The following is a 15,539-nucleotide window of genomic DNA, read 5'->3' as shown; positions in this document are numbered from 1 at the left end:
CGACTCCATGTCCATCCCCCATCTGATCATGAACGCCAGCCTGGTCGTCCAGGTGGTCATGCTGCTGCTGCTGGCCGCTTCCGTCGCCTCCTGGGTGGTGATCTTCCAGCGCAGCTTTGCACTGGCGCGGGCCAAGAAGGCGCAGCGCGAGTTCGACGAGCGCTTCTGGTCCGGCATCGATCTCAACGAACTCTACCAGGATGTGCCGGAGAACCACGACGCCCAGGGTGCCGAACATGTCTTCCGCGCCGGCTTTCGCGAGTTCAACCGGCTGATGCCCAAGACCCGCAGCAGCGAGGCGGTGCTCGATGGCGTGCAGCGCTCGCAGCGTGTGGCACTGTCGCGGGAAGAGGATCGTCTCAACGCCAATCTGACGCTGCTGGCCACGGTGGCCTCGGCAAGCCCCTACATCGGCCTGTTCGGCACCGTTTGGGGCATCATGGGATCGTTCCAGAGTCTCTCCATGGCCCAGCAGGCCACGCTCTCCACGGTTGCGCCGTGGATCGCCGAGGCGCTGGTGGCAACCGCCATGGGTCTGTTCGCGGCCATCCCCGCGGTGATCTTCTACAACCGTCTCTCTTCCATCGCCAGCCGTCTGCTCGGCGAGTACGAAGATTTCGCCGAAGAGTTCCACTCGATCCTGCATCGCAATCTGCAGGGTCGCGGCAACAGTCAGTCGGCCTGAGCCGGAGGTGAGTCATGGGTGGACCCTATAGCCGACATCAGCGGCGCAAGCCGATGGGCGAAATCAACGTCGTGCCCTTTATCGACGTCATGCTGGTGCTGTTGGTGATCTTCATGATCACCGCACCCATGCTGACCCAGGGTGTCAAGGTCGATCTGCCGCAGGTCACCTCGGAGCCCATCGATACTCAGGAGCAAGAGCCGATCATCGTCTCCGTCGACAGCAAAGGTGAGTACTACATCTCACTGGGTGACAAGGACAAACCGGTGACCCTGCAGACCGTGGGTGATCAGGTCGTGGCGATTCTCGAGCGCAAGCCCAACACGCCGGTCATGGTGCGGGGCGACAAGAACGCTTCCTACGGTCAGGTGGTGACGTTGATGAGCACGTTGCAGATGGCCGGCGTGGCGAACGTCGGATTGATTTCCGAACCGCCCTCGGGTGACAACAAGGGGTAAGGAGTCAGCATGGCGAAGCGAACGCGCCGTGTCGGCTACGGCTTGCCCGTTGTCCTGGCGATCGGGGTGCACATTGTGGCCCTGCTGTTGACGATGCTGCGCCTGCCGGAGAGCGAGCCGATCCCGAGCTCCTCGTCGGTGGTGCAGGCGACGCTGGTCAGCGATGTGACCGCGACCGACAAGGCTCAATACGCCAAGGAGGCCAAAGCGCGTACTGCCAAGCGTCAGGCCGAGGAGGCCGCGCAGCAGGCCGCCGAGCAGCAGGCGCAGGAAGCTGCCCGCGAACAGGCCGAACAGCAGGCCGCCCAGGCACAAGCCGAACAGCAGGCAGCGGCCGACGCCGCCCGGGCCGAGGCCCAGCGGCGTCAGCAGGCGGCCGAACAGGCAGCCGCGGAGCGTGCCGAAGCGGCACGTCAGCAGAAGGCCGCAGAAGCCGAGCAGCAGCGGCAGGTGCAGGTCCAGAAGCAGAAGGCCGAGGCAGCCAAGAAACAGGCCGAAGCGGAAAAACAGCGTCAGGCCGAAGAGGCCAAGAAGCAAGCCGAGGCGGAGAAGAAACGCGAGGCGGAAGAGGCCAGGAAGAAGGCTGAAGCAGAGAAGAAGCGCAAGGCGGAAGAAGCCAAGAAGAAGGCGGCTGCGGAGGCCAAGAAAAAGGCCGAAGCGGCAGCCAAGGCGGCGAGCCAGAATGCGCTCAACGATTCGATTGCCAACGAGCAGGAGCGCATCGCCAACGCTCAGCAGTCGAACCAGGCTTCCAACAGCTTCATCAACCTGGTCAAGAGTGCGGTCGAGGCGCAGTGGCACTTGCCGCCCAATGCCGATGGCGCGCTGGTGACACAGGTGCGGGTGCGGCTGGGGCCGTCGGGGGAACTGCTCGCGGCGACCGTGACGCGCAGCAGCGGCAACCCCAGTTTCGACCGCTCGGCGACGCAGGCGGTAGAGGCGGCGGCACCGTTCCGTGAGCTGCAGCAGCTGGATGCCGGACTGCAGCGACGGTTCCGCGATTTCAATCTCAAGTTCACACCCGGGGATATACAGTGATGAAACAACGGATGTCTCAAAGCTTGCGACGACTGGCGGCTGCCTGGCTGGCCTCGCTCGTCGCGCTGTGTCTGACGGCGAACGCCCAGGCTCAGAATCTCACCATCGAGATCAACCGCGGCAGCGACCAGGCGATTCCGATTGCCGTCGTGCCGTTCGAGTCCCAGGCGCCGGGCGGGCTGCCCCAGGATGTGGCACAGATCGTCAGCGACGACCTCGAGCACAGCGGCCAGTTCGATCCGCTCAGCCGCAGTGCGCTGATCTCGCTGCCGAGCAGCAGCAAGGACGTGTTCTACGATGACTGGAAGCGCGTCAACGCGCGTTATCTGGTGGTCGGCAAGATCGAGCCCCAGGGTAGCGACTATCGCATCCAGTACGAACTGATGGACGTTGCCGGTGGCAAGCGCATGCTCGGCGAAACGCTGACTTCCAGCGCCAGCGATCTACGTGCCAGCGCCCACTACATCAGCGACCAGATCTTCGAAGCGATCACCGGTATTCGCGGTGCCTTCTCGACCCGTATCGCCTATGTCGCTGCCTCGGGCAGCGGTGACAACGCGCGCTATGCGCTCTACGTCGCCGACGCCGATGGCCACAACGCCCAGCAGATTCTGTCTTCCGACGATCCGCTCCTGTCGCCGGCCTGGTCGCCGGATGGCACCAAACTGGCCTACGTCTCCTTCGAGTCCGGCAACTCCGCCATCTATGTGCAGAACGTGGCCACCGGCGAGCGCCTGCGCCTGACCTCTTTCCCCGGTATCAACGGTGCCCCGGCGTGGTCGCCGGACGGACGTAAGATGGCGATGTCACTGTCCAAGGATGGCCAGCCGGAGATCTACGTGATGGATCTGGCCTCGCGCCAGCTCACTCGGCTGACCAACAACCGCGCCATCGAGACCGAGCCCGACTGGTCGCCGGACGGGCGCTCGCTGATCTTTACCTCCGACCGTAGCGGGGCGCCCCAGCTCTATCGCATGCCAGCCAGTGGCGGTCAGGCAGAGCGGGTCACCTTTACGGGCAGCTACAACTCTGACGGGCGTTTTTCGCCGGACGGTAAAACGCTGTTCATGATCACCCGTGACGATACCGGTTTTCATGTCGCAAAACAGGATCTGGACACCAGCCGTGTAACAGTCTTGACTGATACACGATGGGATGAATCACCCAGTGTCGCGCCGAACGGCGCCATGGTAATCTTCGCTACCCAGCAAGGGTCGCAAGGGGTGCTGGGGGCAGTCTCTTCAGATGGACGCGCGTCCTTCCGACTGCCCTCGCAACAAGGTGACGTGCGGGAACCCGCATGGTCGCCATATTTGAACTAAACGACGAAAGTCGACAGTGTCATTCGACATCTGAGCAAGGAGATGACAATGCAATTCAAGACTTACGCCAAGACGCTAACGGTCGCGCTGTCACTGGCAGTGGTCGCGGGCTGTTCTAGCAGCGGCGGCACCCAGGAAGGGAACATGGATGGCACCTCCGGTAACATGTCCGGTCAGGGCATGACTTCCGGCCAGGGCGCAAACGGTTCGCAGATGAACGCCAACCAGCAGCGTCCCAGCGTCGACACGATCTACTTCGCGTTCGACAGCGACGAAATCCGCCCGGAATTCGAGTCCGTCCTGCGCGGTCACGCTCAGTACCTGATGGCCAACCCGAGCGTCAACGTGACGCTGCAAGGCTACGCCGACGAGCGCGGCACGCGTGAATACAACCTGGGCCTCGGCGAGCGTCGTGCGCAGTCGGTCGAGCAGTACCTGACCGTCCAGGGCGTGTCCCCGTCGCAGATCTCCATTGTCAGCTACGGTGAAGAGCGTCCTGCCGTTCAGGGCCACACCGAAGAAGCCTACGCGAAGAATCGTCGCGTCGTGTTCGACTACAAGTAATAGTCGACGGAGATCAGCATGAAACACGGTCTGAAAAGACTGTGCGGCGCGGGAGCCCTGGTGCTCCCGCTGTCCGTATGGGCTCAGCAGCCGGTCGTGGATGACCTCACGGGTCAGTCGTCGGGCGGTTTCTACAGTCAGACGCAGGCCCGCGAAAGCGGCGGCGGCACCCTGACGATCCTCAACGAATTGCAGGACAACCGCCAGCAGATACAGCAGCTGCGCGGCCAGGTCGAGGAGCTGCGCTATCAGCTGGAGCAGCTGAAGCAGCAGACTCAGAAGCAGTATCTCGATCTCGATGACCGTCTCTCGGGTAGCGGGAGCGGCAGTAGCGGTGACATGTCGAGTGGCAGCGTCGATAGCGGCGCGGCGAGCCAGGTTGCCGGAAACAGTGGGGCCGGAAATAGCGGTGCCGCGGGCAGCGGTGCTGGAGACAGCAGCGCCGGTGCAGCCAGTGCGACGACCGCTGACAGCGGTGGCAGCGCGCCGGCAGCGGGTGGTAGCGGCGATGGCCGCGACGCCTACCAGGCTGCATTCCAGCAGGTACAGGCGCGGCAGTTCGACGCCGCCGTCAGTTCGTTCAAACGCTTCATCGCCGATTACCCGCAGTCGAGCCTGATCCCCAATGCCCACTACTGGCTCGGCGAACTCTACTCGGCGCAGTCGCAGCTCGACGCCGCCGCCAAGGCCTTCAATACCGTCATCGACGATTACCCGCAGAGCAGCAAGGTGCCCGATGCGCTCTACAAGCTGGGTCTGTTGAAGGCACGCCAGGGCGATACCTCGGGCAGCCGCGAACTGCTCAAGCGCGTGCAGAGCGACTACCCTGACAGTAGCGCGGCGCAGATGGCGAAGGACTTCCTCAATCAGTTGGGCAACTGAGACTGAAGCTGAGCGAGGGATAGAGACAGGACGCGAGACCGCGTCCCGTCCAGCCGGATGAGGGCCGACCACCAAAGGCGGTCGGCCTCAGCGCGTTGTGGCTGACGCCCACGCTGCTGGCGTGGAGAAGACGATGCTCTAGTACCACCCGCACAGGAGGAGGTGAGCATGCCTTGCCAAAGCGACTATCAGCCGCCCGTGGACCTGCTCGCGGGGAAGGTGATTCTGGTGACCGGGGCGAGCGCCGGCATCGGTCGCGCAGCGGCCATGGCCTACGCCCGGCACGGTGCCACCGTGGTGCTGCTGGGGCGTAGCCTGAGCCGGCTGGAGACGGTCTATGACGCGATCGAGGCGGCCAAGGCGCCGCAGCCGGCGATCTTCCCGCTCAATCTCGAAAGTGCCACGGCGCAGGATTTCGGCGTCGTCGCGGCCAAGCTCGAGCAGGCCTTCGGGCGTCTCGACGGCCTATTGCACAACGCCAGCATGCTGGGGGAGCGCAAGTCGGTCGCGGCCTCCGATCTCGAGGTGTGGGCGCGGGTGATGCAGGTCAACTTCACCGCCAGTCTCGGTTTGACCCAGGCCTTGTTGCCGCTGCTCGAAGCGTCCACCAACGCCTCGGTGGTGTTCACCTCGTCCAGCGTGGGGCGGCGCGGGCGCGCCGAGTGGGGTGCCTACTCGACCTCCAAGTTCGCCACCGAGGGCCTGATGCAGATTCTCGCCGACGAGTATCGCGACTCGACGCTGCGCTTCAATTCGATCAACCCCGGTGGCACGCGCACCGCCATGCGGCGCGCGGCCTACCCCCAGGAAGATCCGCAGCGGGTTCCCACACCGGAGTCGATCATGCCCACCTATCTCTGGCTGATGGGCCGCGACAGCCGCGGCACCACCGGCGAAGCCTTCGACGCCCAACCGCCGCGGCAGTGAGCCGCGGCGGTGGCCAGGCGTGATCTCATGCCGGCCACAGTCGCACCAGCACCTTGCCCGACACCTGGGCATCCTTGGCCACATCGAACGCCTCGACCGCGTCGTCGGCGGCGATCTCGTGGGTGATCACCTGATCGAAACGCGCATCCCGATCGAGGAGTTCGATCGCTTCGTCGACCTCGTCGTTGAAGCGGAAACAGCCACGCAGCTGAATCTCCTTGGAGATCAGTGTCGCCAGTTCCAGTGGCTGGGCGCCGGCACCCATCATGCCGATCTGGGCGATCACGCCGGCACGCCGCACGGCGCGGATCGCGACGTCGATCGAGGCGGGTACGCCTGAGCACTCCAGCGCCACATCGAACGCCTCGGCCGCCGGTTCCGCCTCGCCGATGCGCACGGTGGCGTGCACGCCAAGTGCCCGGGCGCGCGCCAGCGGCCCCTCGAACACGTCGGTGGCGGTCACCTCGCTCGCGCCCTTGGCCAGCGCCGCGGCGGCCACCAGCAGACCGATCGGCCCCGAGCCGCAGACCAGTACACGCTTGCCCTCGACGCCGCCGGCGATACGGATGCCGTGCAGCGCCACGGCCAGCGGCTCGGTCAGTGCCGCGCGCTTGAGCGGCAGCGTCGACGGCAGGGTGCGGATCATGCCGCGCTTGACCACCAGATACTCGCTCATGCCGCCCTGGGTGTGCGGCGTGGTCGAGGCTGACCCCAGATAGCCGCCGCGTGGCCACAGATGCGGATGTTGCTCCAGCCCCGGCTGGCACTCGCCGAAGGTTGCCGGGTGAAAGGTCACCGGGGTTCCCGGGGCCAGCTCCCCGGCGGGATCCAGATCCACCGTGCCGGAGAGTTCATGTCCCGGAATCAGCGGCTCACGCACCACGAAGGCGCCGTTGGCACCCTCGTGGTAGTAGTGCAGGTCAGAGCCGCAGATGCCGCCCCAGGCGATGCGCACGCGCACCTCATCGGCGGCCGGCTCGGGGGTTTCCCAGGTCTGCGCGCGCAGATCCTGCTTGCCATGTATCACCAGCGCTTTCATGCCCTTGTTGCTCCTGTGTGACGCCGCCAGGCATAGGCGCGATCATGCCCGCTATCCGGCGGTGATGAATGAATCAGGCCTTCGACAGCCAGCTCGTCGGTCCCAGGCCGTCGAGGCTCAAACCACCGAGGTCATGCCGCCGTCGACGAAGATGTTCTGACCCGAGACGAAGGCGGAGGCGTCCGAGCAGAGATAGATCAGCGTACCCACCAGCTCTTCGACATTACCCCAGCGCTGGGCCGGGGTGCGCGACTCCACCCAGCTGTTGAAGGCTTCGTCCTGCCACAGGGCCGTGTTCATGTCGGTCTTGAAGTAGCCCGGCGAGATGCAGTTGACCTGAATGTCGAAGCGCGCCAGATCGGCGGCCATGCCCTTGGTCAGCATCACCACACCGCCCTTGGAAGCGGCATAGGGGGCGATGGTCTGGCGTGCCAGCTGCGACTGCACCGAACCGATATTGACGATCTTGCCCGATCCGCGCTGGGACATGCGCTCGGCCAGCGCGCGCGAGACGTAGAAGGCGCTGGAGAGATTGGTGGCGAGCACCGCATCCCAGTCTTCGGGATCGAACTCGGCGAAGGGGGCGCGACGCTGGAGTCCGGCATTGTTGACCAGGATGTCCGGTGTTCCCAGGCGCGCGGTCAGCGCATCCAGCGCCTCGCGCACCGCCGCGCTGTCGGTGACATCGAAAGTCACGCTGTCGACCTCGGCACCGGTTTCTGCGCGGATCGCCTCGGCGGCGCGGGCCACCGCTTCGGCTTGGCGTCCGTGCACGATCACGCGTGCCCCCTGACGCGCCAGTCCCTGGGCCAGGGTGAATCCCAGCCCCCGCGACGAGCCGGTCACCAGGGCCAGGCGGCCACTGATATCGAAAAGCTTCATGCATTGTCTCCCGATGCGGTGTTTATCGACGTGTACAGACATCCTGTGATCCGCCATCAGACCCGGATTGCGCCCGCGGTTTCAAGCGTCGGGGACGGACTGCCGGTGATGAGGTGGTGGCGCCCGACCACGACCAAAGGCGGGGTTACGTCTACAGCCTAGCATTGTACAGTCCGCTGAACGACGTTCAGCTCATTGGACAATGGTCGCGCTCACGGCATCCGGACAGAGGCCTTGGCGCCATGCATCGAAGACCGCTGACCGAAGCCTGCGAACCGACAAGACACGAGGATCGAGCCATGCATCAGACACCGTCGCCGGCCGACGCGGAAAAGCGCCAGGCAGCATCGCCGAAGGGCAAGCTGAGGGTGGCGGTGGCCACCCCGCTGAGCGAGGCGCTATGCGCCATGATCGAAGCCCGCGAGCCGCGCCTCGAGATGGTCCGTGACCAGTCGCTGCTGCCGCCCATGCGCCACCCCGCGGACTTCGCCGGCGACCCCGCCTTCCGTCGCAGCGCCGAGGCGCAGGCGCGTTTCGAGGCGCTGATCGCCGATGCCGAGGTGCTGTACGGCATTCCCGACCTCGACCCGGCAGCGCTGGCGCGCGCGGTCGCGGCCAACCCCGGGCTGCGCTGGGTCCATCTGATGGCCGCGGGGGGTGGCGGCCAGGTGAAGGCGGCGCAACTCTCCCGCGAGCAGCTCGAGCGGGTCGCCTTCACCACCTCCGCGGGGGTGCATGGCGGGCCACTGGCGGAGTACGCGCTGTTCGGCGTGCTTGCCGGTGCCAAGCAGCTGCCGCGGGTCCAGGCTCAACAGCGGGCGCACCACTGGAGCGGGCGCTGGGCGATGGGGCAGGTCAGTGAACAGACCGTGCTGCTGCTGGGGCTCGGCGGGATCGGCCGTGAGGTGGCGCGCAAGCTCTCGCTGCTGGGCGCGCGGGTGATCGGCGTCTCGCGTCACGGCCGAGCGGTCGACCACGTCGACGAGGTCGTGCCGCCGGAGGCGCTGCACGCGGCAGCGGCACGCGCCGATGCCGTGGTCTGTTCGCTGCCGGGAACCGCCGCCACCGACAAGCTGGTGGATGCGGCCTTTCTCGCGGCGCTGCGTCCCGGGGCCACCTTCGTCAACGTCGGCCGCGGCACGGCGGTCGACGAGCCGGCGCTGATCGAGGCCCTGCGCACCGAGCATCTCGGCCTAGCCGTGCTGGATGTCACGGCCAGCGAGCCGCTGGCTGGTGACTCGCCGCTATGGGATCTGCCCAACGTACTGCTGACCCCGCATACCGCGGCACTCAACGCCGCTGAAGACCGCCTGATTGCCGAGCTGTTCGTGGACAACGCCCGGCGCTATCTCGACGGGGAGCCGCTGCGCAATCGCGTCGATACGGTGGAGTTCTACTGATGGCGGGGGAGGCCGAGCGTAGCCCGGCGGTGACCCGATCGATCCGCGTGCTGGGGCTGCTGGAGCAGGCGGGCGACACCGCACTGGGGGTCAGCGAGATGGCGCGTCAGCTCTCTGTGGCGCGCTCGTCACTGTTCAACATCTGTCTGGCGCTGGAAGCCGAGGGTCTGATCGCTCGCAGCGCCGGCGGCTACCGCCTGGGGCGGCGTCTGGTCGAACTGGGCGGGGCCTATCTGCGCGGAGTCGATCCGGTCCAGGCGTTCTACCAGGCATGCAACGAGACCCCGCTGTTGCACGACGAGATCTGCCAGCTGGCGGTGCTCGACGGCACCGATGTGCTCTATCTCGCCGCCCATGCCGGGCGCATGCCGCTGCGCATGACCGCGAGCATCGGCAGCCGCTTTCCGGCCTCGATCACCGCGGTGGGCAATGCGCTGCTGGCGCGCCTCGACGACGCCGAGATCCGGCGGCGATTCGCTGACCCGGCGACCCGCCCGGGCTGGACCGAGCGCTCGGTCACCGACCTCGACGCGCTGGTGGCCAAGATCGCCCGGGTCCGCGAACGCGGCTATGGCCGTGACCTGGGCGAGGTCTTCCCCGGGGTCCGTGGGCTGGCGCTGGTGGTGGCGCCGCAGTACAGCGGCGAGCAGGCCTATGCCCTCGGTACCTCGCTGATGGAGGAGCGCTGCGACGATGCACTGGAGGCGCGCGCCGTGGCGGCACTCGATGCCATGGCGCGACGTATCGCCAACCCCATGAACCTGGCCGCCGATCCCCACGATACGGCCATGCGCGATGCCCGTGATGCCGGGCGCTGAACATCCACTGATCGAGGAGTGAACGAGATGTCGTCTGCCATCGATGACGCCTCCGTCGAGAGGCCCAATGACACTGCGGCGGCCAGCTTCGAGCGCGTCTTTGCCCATCCCGGCAAGCGCCGGGTTGGCATGATTGGCCTCGGCAACATGGGTATGCCGATGGCGCACAACCTGCTGGCTGCCGAGGTGGCGGCGCAGGTGAGCGTGTACGGACGCTCAGCGCAGAAACTGGCCCCGGTGATCGACGCCGGTGCAGCGCTGGCGGAGACACCGCGGGCGCTGGCCGCTGCCAGCGACGTGCTGATCACGGTGCTGCCCGATCTCGATCCGCTGCGCGAGCTGCTGTGGGGCGAACAGGGGATCGTTGCCGGTGTGGGTGACGCGCTGCTGATCGTAATCTGCTCCACCTCATCGCCCCAGGGCGTACGCGAGCTGGCCGCTGAGCTCGAGCAGGCGAGCGCAGGGCGCATCCGGCTGCTCGATGCACCGCTCTCCGGAGGGACCGACGGCGCCGAAGCCGGCCGGCTGTCGATCATGGTCGGCGGTGACGCGCAGGCCTTCACGGTCGCGCAGCCGCTGCTGGCCAGTATGGGCAATCCCGTGCATCTGGGCTCGCTGGGGGCGGGCGAGGTGGCCAAGGCGTGCAACCAGATGGTGGTGGCCTCGACCATGGTGGCGCTGTCGGAGGCGACGGTGATCGCCGAGCGCGCCGGCCTCGATGTCGCTCGCCTGCTCGAGTGCCTGGGTGGTGGTTACGCCGGCGGGCGCCTGCTGGAAGCGCGCAAGCAGCGCTTGATCGACAAGGATTACACCCCCACCGGCGTCGCTCGCTACATGATCAAGGATCTGGCTTTCGCCCGTGACGAGGCAGCTCGCGGTGGGGTGATGACGCCACAACTGGCGACACTCTCGCGGCTGTTCGACGACCTCGGCGATCGCGGGCTGGGGGAGCATGACCTCTGCGTCACCCAGCGCTACATCGACGAACTGGACCGCCTGCCCTGAAGGCGAGCGCCGCGTTCGCACGTGGCGGGAGGAGCTGAGATGACGACACTGAAGGCGTTCTGGCGTGGTATCGAGTGGCTCATCGCGCTGTTGATGTTACTCACCATGGTGCTGGTCTTCGTCAATGTGGTGCTGCGCTATGGTTTCGCCTCGGGGTTGCGCTCGGGGATCGAGCTGTCGCGGCTGGGCTTCGTCTGGATCGTGATGCTCGGCGCCTCGCTGTGTCTCAAGGAGGGCGAGCACCTGGCGGTGTCCGAGCTGTTCGACCGCCTGCCGCGGGTGGTGCGCAGCGTGCTGGGGCGGCTCGCGTGGCTGGCGATCCTGGTCGCCTCGCTGATGCTGCTGATCGGCTGCTGGCGCCAGACTCTGTCCAACTGGCACAACATCTCGCCGCTCACCGGGTTGCCCACGGCACTGTTCTATCTCGCCGGCGTGGTCTCGGGGGCACTGATGAGCGTGACCGCCGCCCTCGGCGCCGTACTGCCCGGCGGCCCTGATGCGCCGGGGGCAGCGGAAGCCCACCACCACGCCAGCGCATCCGAGGAGACACGACCATGACCCTGGGGCTGTTCCTGGCGGTGCTGATCGGCACCATCCTGCTGCGCCTGCCGGTGGCGTTCGCACTGCTCGCGGCGGCGGTGGCGCTGATGCTGCACATGGGGATGTTCAGTGCCGACATCCTGGCCCAGTCGCTGATCAACGGGGTCGACAACTTCGCCCTGCTGGCGATCCCGTTCTTCATGGTCGCTGGCGAGGTGATGGCGGTCGGCGGACTCTCAGACCGCATCGTGCGCCTGGCGATGACGCTGGTCGGCCACTGGCGTGGTGGCCTCGGCTATGTCGCCATTCTCACCTCGCTGCTGCTGGCCGGGCTCTCCGGCTCGGCGGTGGCGGATGCCGCGGCGCTGGTCAGCATCCTCTATCCGATGATGCGTAAGAGTGGCTATCCGGCCTCGCGGTCGGTGGGGCTGCTGGCCGCCGGCGGCATCATCGCCCCGGTCATTCCGCCGTCGCTGCCGCTGATCATCCTCGGGGTGGCGGGCAACCTGTCGATCGCCAAGCTGTTCATCGGCGGCATTGTGCCGGGGCTGTTCATGGGGCTGGCACTGATGATCACCTGGCGCGTGATGATGCGCCGCTCGGACCTGGCCCCCCAGCCCCGTGCCAGTCGCGGCGAGCGTCTCAAGGCGCTGAGGGAGAGCGTGTGGGCGCTGCTGCTGCCGCTGATCATCATCGTCGGCATTCGCTTCGGCGTGTTCACCCCGACCGAAGCCGCGGTGGTCGCCGCGGTCTACGCCATCCTGGTCTCGGCGCTGGTCTACCGCGAGCTGAGCCCGCGCAAGCTGCTCGGCGTGCTGATCCGGGCCGGGCGCTCGACGGCGCTGGTGATGTTCCTGGTAGGCGCGGCGATGGCCGCCTCCTGGGTGATCACCATCGCCCAGCTGCCGCAGCAACTCGCCGCCATGCTCGGGCCGCTGGTCGAGCATCCGATTCTGCTGATGTCGGCGATCATGCTGGTGGTGCTGCTGGTGGGCATGGTCATGGATCTGGCCCCGGCGATCCTGATTCTGGTGCCGCTGTTCATGCCGCTGGTGATACAGGCCGGAATCGACCCGATCTATTTCGGCCTGATGTTCGTGATCAACTGCTGCATCGGCTTGATCACGCCGCCGGTGGGCACCGTGCTCAACGTGGTCTGCGGGGTGGGCAACACCTCGATGACCGAAGCCGTGCGCGGCGTCTACCCCTTCGTACTGGTGTATATCGGTCTGCTGGCGCTGTTCGTGCTGGTGCCGCAGATCATCACGGTGCCGATGCATTGGCTGATCGGCTAGGGAAGAGCAAGGAGACGATGACATGAACAAGAAACTGCTGGGACTGGCCTCGATGCTGTGCGGTTTGGCACTGCTGTCGACCACGGCCACTGCGGCCACCACGCTGCGCTTCGCCCATCCTGCGCCGCAGAGCGATCTGCAGCAGGTGCTGGCCGAAGCCTTCAAGAAGGAGGTCGAGCGCGAGAGTGACGGCGAGCTCCAGGTTCAGATCTTTCCCAACGGCCAGCTCGGCAACGATGCCCAGATGATCGACGGTACCCGCTCGGGAATCATCGATATCACCCTCTCGGGGCTCAACAATTTCACGGGTCTGGTGCCGGAGGCGGCGGCCTTCACACTACCGTTCATGTTCCCGGATCACGAGGCCGCCTACCGCGCGCTGGATGGCAAGCCGGGGCAGCAGGTGATGGCCAAGCTCGGAGAGTTCGGCCTCGAGGGGCTGGCATTTCCCGAGAACGGGTTTCGCGAGATGACCAACAACCGTGGCCCGATCCGTGAGCCCAAGGATCTTCAGGGCCTGCGCATGCGCGTCAATAACTCCATCGCGCTCAACGACATGTTCGAGCTGCTCGGCGCCAACCCGCAGCAGATCCCGGTCAACGAGCTCTACACCGCGCTCGAGACCGGTGTGGTAGACGCCCAGGACCATCCGCTGGGGATCGTGGTGTCGTTCAACTTCAACGAGGTGCAGAAGTACCTGTCGCTCACCAATCACGCCTATGCCGCGCTGGCGTTGGTGATGAACAAGCAGCGCTTCGACAGCCTGACCCCAGCGCAGCAGCAGATCGTGCGCAACGCGGCAGCGGACGCCACTCGCATGCAGCGGTCGATGAACATCCAGCGCAGCGAGTCGATGGTCCAGCAGCTCAAGCAGAAGGGCATGCAGGTCAACCGTGACGTCGACACTGCGGCCTTCCAGCAGGCGGTACAGCCGGTGTGGGACAAGTTCATCGAAGCGCATGGCAAAGCGATGATCGACGCCATTCAGCAGGCCTCGGCCAAAGATTCGGCTGAGCCCCAGAGCTGAGGCCGGGCCTACGGCAAGACAGCGGCCGTCCAATGATGGGCGGCCGTTGAGCACTGAACCCTCGGTTTCAGACTGTGCCTGCTCAGATATCGACCAGGGCGGCAGCCAGCGCCGACCCACTCTCGAACCAGCGATCCGCCGGCCAGTCGGCGGTGGATTCGTCCTCGGGGATATAGCCATAGCGCACAGCCACGGCGGTCATGCCGGCGTGGTGTGCCGCTTCCATATCGCGTCGATGATCGCCGACATACCAGCACGCTGCGGGGGCGACGCCCAGCTCGCGGGCTGCGAACCACAGCGGCTCCGGGTCGGGCTTGCGTACCGGCAGGTCATCGGCGCACACCAGAACACCGGGGTTCAGCGCCAACGCTTCCACCAGCGGCGCGGCATAGCGGCGCGGCTTGTTGGTGACGATCCCCCAGGGGCGCCCGGCTTGCTGCCACGCTTTAAGCAGCGGCGTCAGCCCCTCGAACACGCGGCTGTGCTCGGCGACCGCCTCACCGTAGCGTGCGAGCAGGTAGTCGCGCGCTGCGGCGTGACCGGGGTGGTCCAGTGCCAGCCCCAGCGCCAGGGTCACCAGCGCGCTGCCGCCGTTGGAGACCTGAGCGCGAAGGGTTTCATAGGGCAGGGGGGCCAGGCCGTGGTGCTGGCGCAGACGGTTGGTCGCCGCCGCCAGATCCGGCGCGGTATCGACCAGCGTACCGTCGAGATCGAACAGCAGGCCAGCGGGCAGCGCCGGCTGGCTCATGCCGAGGTCTCCCCGCCGCGTGCGCCTTCGTCATCGCCCGCTGCTGGCTCATGTTGCGTATTGCCGCCCCACTCGGGGGTCACGTGCACCATGTAGTTGACCGAGACATCGTCCGGGTCGAGGCGGTAGTGGCGGGTGATGGGGTTGTAGGTGAGCCCGGTCTGGTCGCGCAGGCGCAGTCCGTGCTCGCGGCACCAGGCCGAGAGTTCGGAGGGACGGATCAACTTGTGGTAGTCGTGGGTACCGCGCGGCAGCAGCCTGAGCACGTACTCGGCGCCGATGATGGCGAAGACGTAGGATTTGGGATTGCGGTTGATGGTCGAGAAGAAGAGGTGGCCGCCGGGCTTCACCAGCTTGGCGCAGGCCGCCACGACCGCGCCCGGGTCGGGCACGTGCTCGAGCATTTCGAGACAGGTGACGACGTCGAACTCGCCCGGGTGGGACTCGGCCATCGACTCCACGCTGACGTGGCGGTAGTCGACCTCGACCCCGGACTCCTGCTGGTGCAGGCGGGCCACCGCCAGCGGCGCCTCACCGAGATCGATACCGATCACATCGGCACCGCGCTGGGCCATGGCCTCGCTGAGGATGCCACCACCGCAGCCGACGTCCAGGACGCGCTTGCCGGCCAGCGCCACGTGGCGATCGATGAAGCCCAGACGCAGCGGATTGATATCGTGCAGCGGCTTGAAGTCGCCTTCTCGATCCCACCACCGGCTCGCCAGCGCGTCGAACTTGGCGATTTCGGCGTGATCGACGTTGTCGTGTTGCGATTGTGCCATGCAGAGATTCCTTGCACTCGAGAGACTGACGTTGCCCCGGGCCGGGGGCAGCATGGACAGCGTCGCCACCCTCCTGGCGGCGACGCCTGGCAAATTGGAGGCATAGTCTACTATGGACGCAGACGTT

17 protein-coding genes are annotated in these 15,539 nt (G+C 66.3%); 13 read left to right on the top strand and 4 right to left on the bottom strand.

The window, feature by feature from the left end:
- Nucleotides 1–7 precede the first annotated feature (7 nt).
- The 7 genes from tolQ to DOM67_RS16370 all read left to right on the top strand — a co-directional run bounded on the left by tolQ (nucleotide 8) and on the right by DOM67_RS16370 (nucleotide 5,876).
- Nucleotides 8–685: a protein TolQ gene (gene tolQ / locus DOM67_RS16400; RefSeq protein WP_188115125.1), complete on the top strand. Its 678-nt coding sequence runs from the start codon at nucleotides 8–10 to the stop codon at nucleotides 683–685.
- Nucleotides 686–699: 14 nt separating this feature from the next.
- A complete protein-coding gene (gene tolR / locus DOM67_RS16395; protein WP_110677854.1) occupies nucleotides 700–1,143 on the top strand; it encodes a protein TolR in 444 nt (147 codons plus the stop codon).
- A gap of 9 nt (nucleotides 1,144–1,152) precedes the next feature.
- Nucleotides 1,153–2,181 carry a cell envelope integrity protein TolA gene (tolA, locus tag DOM67_RS16390; protein ID WP_110677852.1) on the top strand — a complete coding sequence of 343 codons (1,029 nt, stop codon included), beginning with the start codon at nucleotides 1,153–1,155 and terminating at the stop codon, nucleotides 2,179–2,181.
- An 11-nt stretch (nucleotides 2,182–2,192) separates the two neighbouring features.
- On the top strand, nucleotides 2,193–3,503 hold the full coding sequence (gene tolB, locus DOM67_RS16385; protein ID WP_110677850.1) for a Tol-Pal system beta propeller repeat protein TolB: 1,311 nt from the start codon (nucleotides 2,193–2,195) through the stop codon (nucleotides 3,501–3,503).
- Nucleotides 3,504–3,551: 48 nt separating this feature from the next.
- A complete protein-coding gene (gene pal, locus DOM67_RS16380; RefSeq protein ID WP_110677848.1) occupies nucleotides 3,552–4,067 on the top strand; it encodes a peptidoglycan-associated lipoprotein Pal in 516 nt (171 codons plus the stop codon).
- Between the two features lie 18 nt (nucleotides 4,068–4,085).
- Nucleotides 4,086–4,949: a tol-pal system protein YbgF gene (ybgF, locus tag DOM67_RS16375; RefSeq protein ID WP_110677846.1), complete on the top strand. Its 864-nt coding sequence runs from the start codon at nucleotides 4,086–4,088 to the stop codon at nucleotides 4,947–4,949.
- Nucleotides 4,950–5,117: 168 nt separating this feature from the next.
- Nucleotides 5,118–5,876 (top strand): YciK family oxidoreductase, encoded by a 759-nt coding sequence (locus DOM67_RS16370; protein WP_110677844.1) that lies wholly within the window; start codon nucleotides 5,118–5,120, stop codon nucleotides 5,874–5,876.
- Between the two features lie 25 nt (nucleotides 5,877–5,901).
- On the opposite strand, the gene DOM67_RS16365 is transcribed toward DOM67_RS16370, so the two are convergent.
- Entirely contained in the window at nucleotides 5,902–6,915 is a 1,014-nt protein-coding gene (locus tag DOM67_RS16365) for an L-idonate 5-dehydrogenase (protein WP_110677842.1), read from the bottom strand.
- Nucleotides 6,916–7,032: 117 nt separating this feature from the next.
- On the bottom strand, nucleotides 7,033–7,797 hold the full coding sequence (locus DOM67_RS16360) for a glucose 1-dehydrogenase (protein ID WP_110677840.1): 765 nt from the start codon (nucleotides 7,795–7,797) through the stop codon (nucleotides 7,033–7,035).
- Between the two features lie 299 nt (nucleotides 7,798–8,096).
- On the opposite strand from DOM67_RS16360, the gene DOM67_RS16355 reads away from it, so the two are divergent.
- The 6 genes from DOM67_RS16355 to DOM67_RS16330 are packed head-to-tail and all read left to right on the top strand — an operon-like array spanning nucleotide 8,097 to nucleotide 13,882.
- Nucleotides 8,097–9,197 carry a D-2-hydroxyacid dehydrogenase gene (locus DOM67_RS16355; RefSeq protein ID WP_110677838.1) on the top strand — a complete coding sequence of 367 codons (1,101 nt, stop codon included), beginning with the start codon at nucleotides 8,097–8,099 and terminating at the stop codon, nucleotides 9,195–9,197.
- The gene (locus tag DOM67_RS16350; protein WP_110677836.1) at nucleotides 9,197–10,015 is read left to right on the top strand and encodes an IclR family transcriptional regulator; all 819 of its coding nucleotides are present in this window, start codon (nucleotides 9,197–9,199) and stop codon (nucleotides 10,013–10,015) included. Before DOM67_RS16355 ends, DOM67_RS16350 begins: the two co-directional genes overlap by 1 nt.
- Nucleotides 10,016–10,042: 27 nt before the next feature.
- Nucleotides 10,043–11,020 (top strand): NAD(P)-dependent oxidoreductase, encoded by a 978-nt coding sequence (locus DOM67_RS16345; protein ID WP_110677834.1) that lies wholly within the window; start codon nucleotides 10,043–10,045, stop codon nucleotides 11,018–11,020.
- Nucleotides 11,021–11,059: 39 nt separating this feature from the next.
- Nucleotides 11,060–11,578 (top strand): TRAP transporter small permease, encoded by a 519-nt coding sequence (locus DOM67_RS16340; protein ID WP_110677832.1) that lies wholly within the window; start codon nucleotides 11,060–11,062, stop codon nucleotides 11,576–11,578.
- Nucleotides 11,575–12,855, top strand: a complete 1,281-nt coding sequence (locus tag DOM67_RS16335) for a TRAP transporter large permease subunit (RefSeq protein ID WP_110677830.1) — start codon at nucleotides 11,575–11,577, stop codon at nucleotides 12,853–12,855. The genes DOM67_RS16340 and DOM67_RS16335 overlap by 4 nt, the downstream gene beginning before the upstream one ends.
- Nucleotides 12,856–12,877: 22 nt before the next feature.
- The gene (locus DOM67_RS16330; protein WP_110677828.1) at nucleotides 12,878–13,882 is read left to right on the top strand and encodes a DctP family TRAP transporter solute-binding subunit; all 1,005 of its coding nucleotides are present in this window, start codon (nucleotides 12,878–12,880) and stop codon (nucleotides 13,880–13,882) included.
- Nucleotides 13,883–13,964: 82 nt separating this feature from the next.
- Here DOM67_RS16330 and DOM67_RS16325 read toward each other — a convergent pair whose 3' ends face one another.
- Both DOM67_RS16325 and ubiG read right to left on the bottom strand, forming a co-directional pair.
- Nucleotides 13,965–14,630, bottom strand: a complete 666-nt coding sequence (locus tag DOM67_RS16325; protein WP_110677826.1) for an HAD-IA family hydrolase — start codon at nucleotides 14,628–14,630, stop codon at nucleotides 13,965–13,967.
- Complete coding sequence (gene ubiG, locus DOM67_RS16320) at nucleotides 14,627–15,412, bottom strand: bifunctional 2-polyprenyl-6-hydroxyphenol methylase/3-demethylubiquinol 3-O-methyltransferase UbiG (protein ID WP_110677824.1); 786 nt, start codon at nucleotides 15,410–15,412, stop codon at nucleotides 14,627–14,629. Before ubiG ends, DOM67_RS16325 begins: the two co-directional genes overlap by 4 nt.
- Nucleotides 15,413–15,539: the final 127 nt, after the last annotated feature.

This window comes from Salinicola sp. RZ23 (assembly GCF_003206675.1).
Classification (GTDB): Bacteria; Pseudomonadota; Gammaproteobacteria; order Pseudomonadales; family Halomonadaceae; genus Salinicola; species Salinicola endophyticus.
The sequence above is the reverse complement of the archived record's forward strand: the minus strand, read 5'-3'. Positions and strand labels throughout refer to the sequence as shown.

What these genes read in the sequence shown, in the direction of transcription:
- tolQ (WP_188115125.1), top strand. Translation starts at nt 8, where the DNA reads ATGTCCATCCCCCATCTGATCATGAACGCCAGCCTGGTCGTCCAGGTG.
- tolR (WP_110677854.1), top strand. Translation starts at nt 700, where the DNA reads ATGGGTGGACCCTATAGCCGACATCAGCGGCGCAAGCCGATGGGCGAA.
- tolA (WP_110677852.1), top strand. Translation starts at nt 1,153, where the DNA reads ATGGCGAAGCGAACGCGCCGTGTCGGCTACGGCTTGCCCGTTGTCCTG.
- tolB (WP_110677850.1), top strand. Translation starts at nt 2,193, where the DNA reads ATGTCTCAAAGCTTGCGACGACTGGCGGCTGCCTGGCTGGCCTCGCTC.
- pal (WP_110677848.1), top strand. Translation starts at nt 3,552, where the DNA reads ATGCAATTCAAGACTTACGCCAAGACGCTAACGGTCGCGCTGTCACTG.
- ybgF (WP_110677846.1), top strand. Translation starts at nt 4,086, where the DNA reads ATGAAACACGGTCTGAAAAGACTGTGCGGCGCGGGAGCCCTGGTGCTC.
- DOM67_RS16370 (WP_110677844.1), top strand. Translation starts at nt 5,118, where the DNA reads ATGCCTTGCCAAAGCGACTATCAGCCGCCCGTGGACCTGCTCGCGGGG.
- DOM67_RS16365 (WP_110677842.1), bottom strand. Translation starts at nt 6,915, where the DNA reads ATGAAAGCGCTGGTGATACATGGCAAGCAGGATCTGCGCGCGCAGACC.
- DOM67_RS16360 (WP_110677840.1), bottom strand. Translation starts at nt 7,797, where the DNA reads ATGAAGCTTTTCGATATCAGTGGCCGCCTGGCCCTGGTGACCGGCTCG.
- DOM67_RS16355 (WP_110677838.1), top strand. Translation starts at nt 8,097, where the DNA reads ATGCATCAGACACCGTCGCCGGCCGACGCGGAAAAGCGCCAGGCAGCA.
- DOM67_RS16350 (WP_110677836.1), top strand. Translation starts at nt 9,197, where the DNA reads ATGGCGGGGGAGGCCGAGCGTAGCCCGGCGGTGACCCGATCGATCCGC.
- DOM67_RS16345 (WP_110677834.1), top strand. Translation starts at nt 10,043, where the DNA reads ATGTCGTCTGCCATCGATGACGCCTCCGTCGAGAGGCCCAATGACACT.
- DOM67_RS16340 (WP_110677832.1), top strand. Translation starts at nt 11,060, where the DNA reads ATGACGACACTGAAGGCGTTCTGGCGTGGTATCGAGTGGCTCATCGCG.
- DOM67_RS16335 (WP_110677830.1), top strand. Translation starts at nt 11,575, where the DNA reads ATGACCCTGGGGCTGTTCCTGGCGGTGCTGATCGGCACCATCCTGCTG.
- DOM67_RS16330 (WP_110677828.1), top strand. Translation starts at nt 12,878, where the DNA reads ATGAACAAGAAACTGCTGGGACTGGCCTCGATGCTGTGCGGTTTGGCA.
- DOM67_RS16325 (WP_110677826.1), bottom strand. Translation starts at nt 14,630, where the DNA reads ATGAGCCAGCCGGCGCTGCCCGCTGGCCTGCTGTTCGATCTCGACGGT.
- ubiG (WP_110677824.1), bottom strand. Translation starts at nt 15,412, where the DNA reads ATGGCACAATCGCAACACGACAACGTCGATCACGCCGAAATCGCCAAG.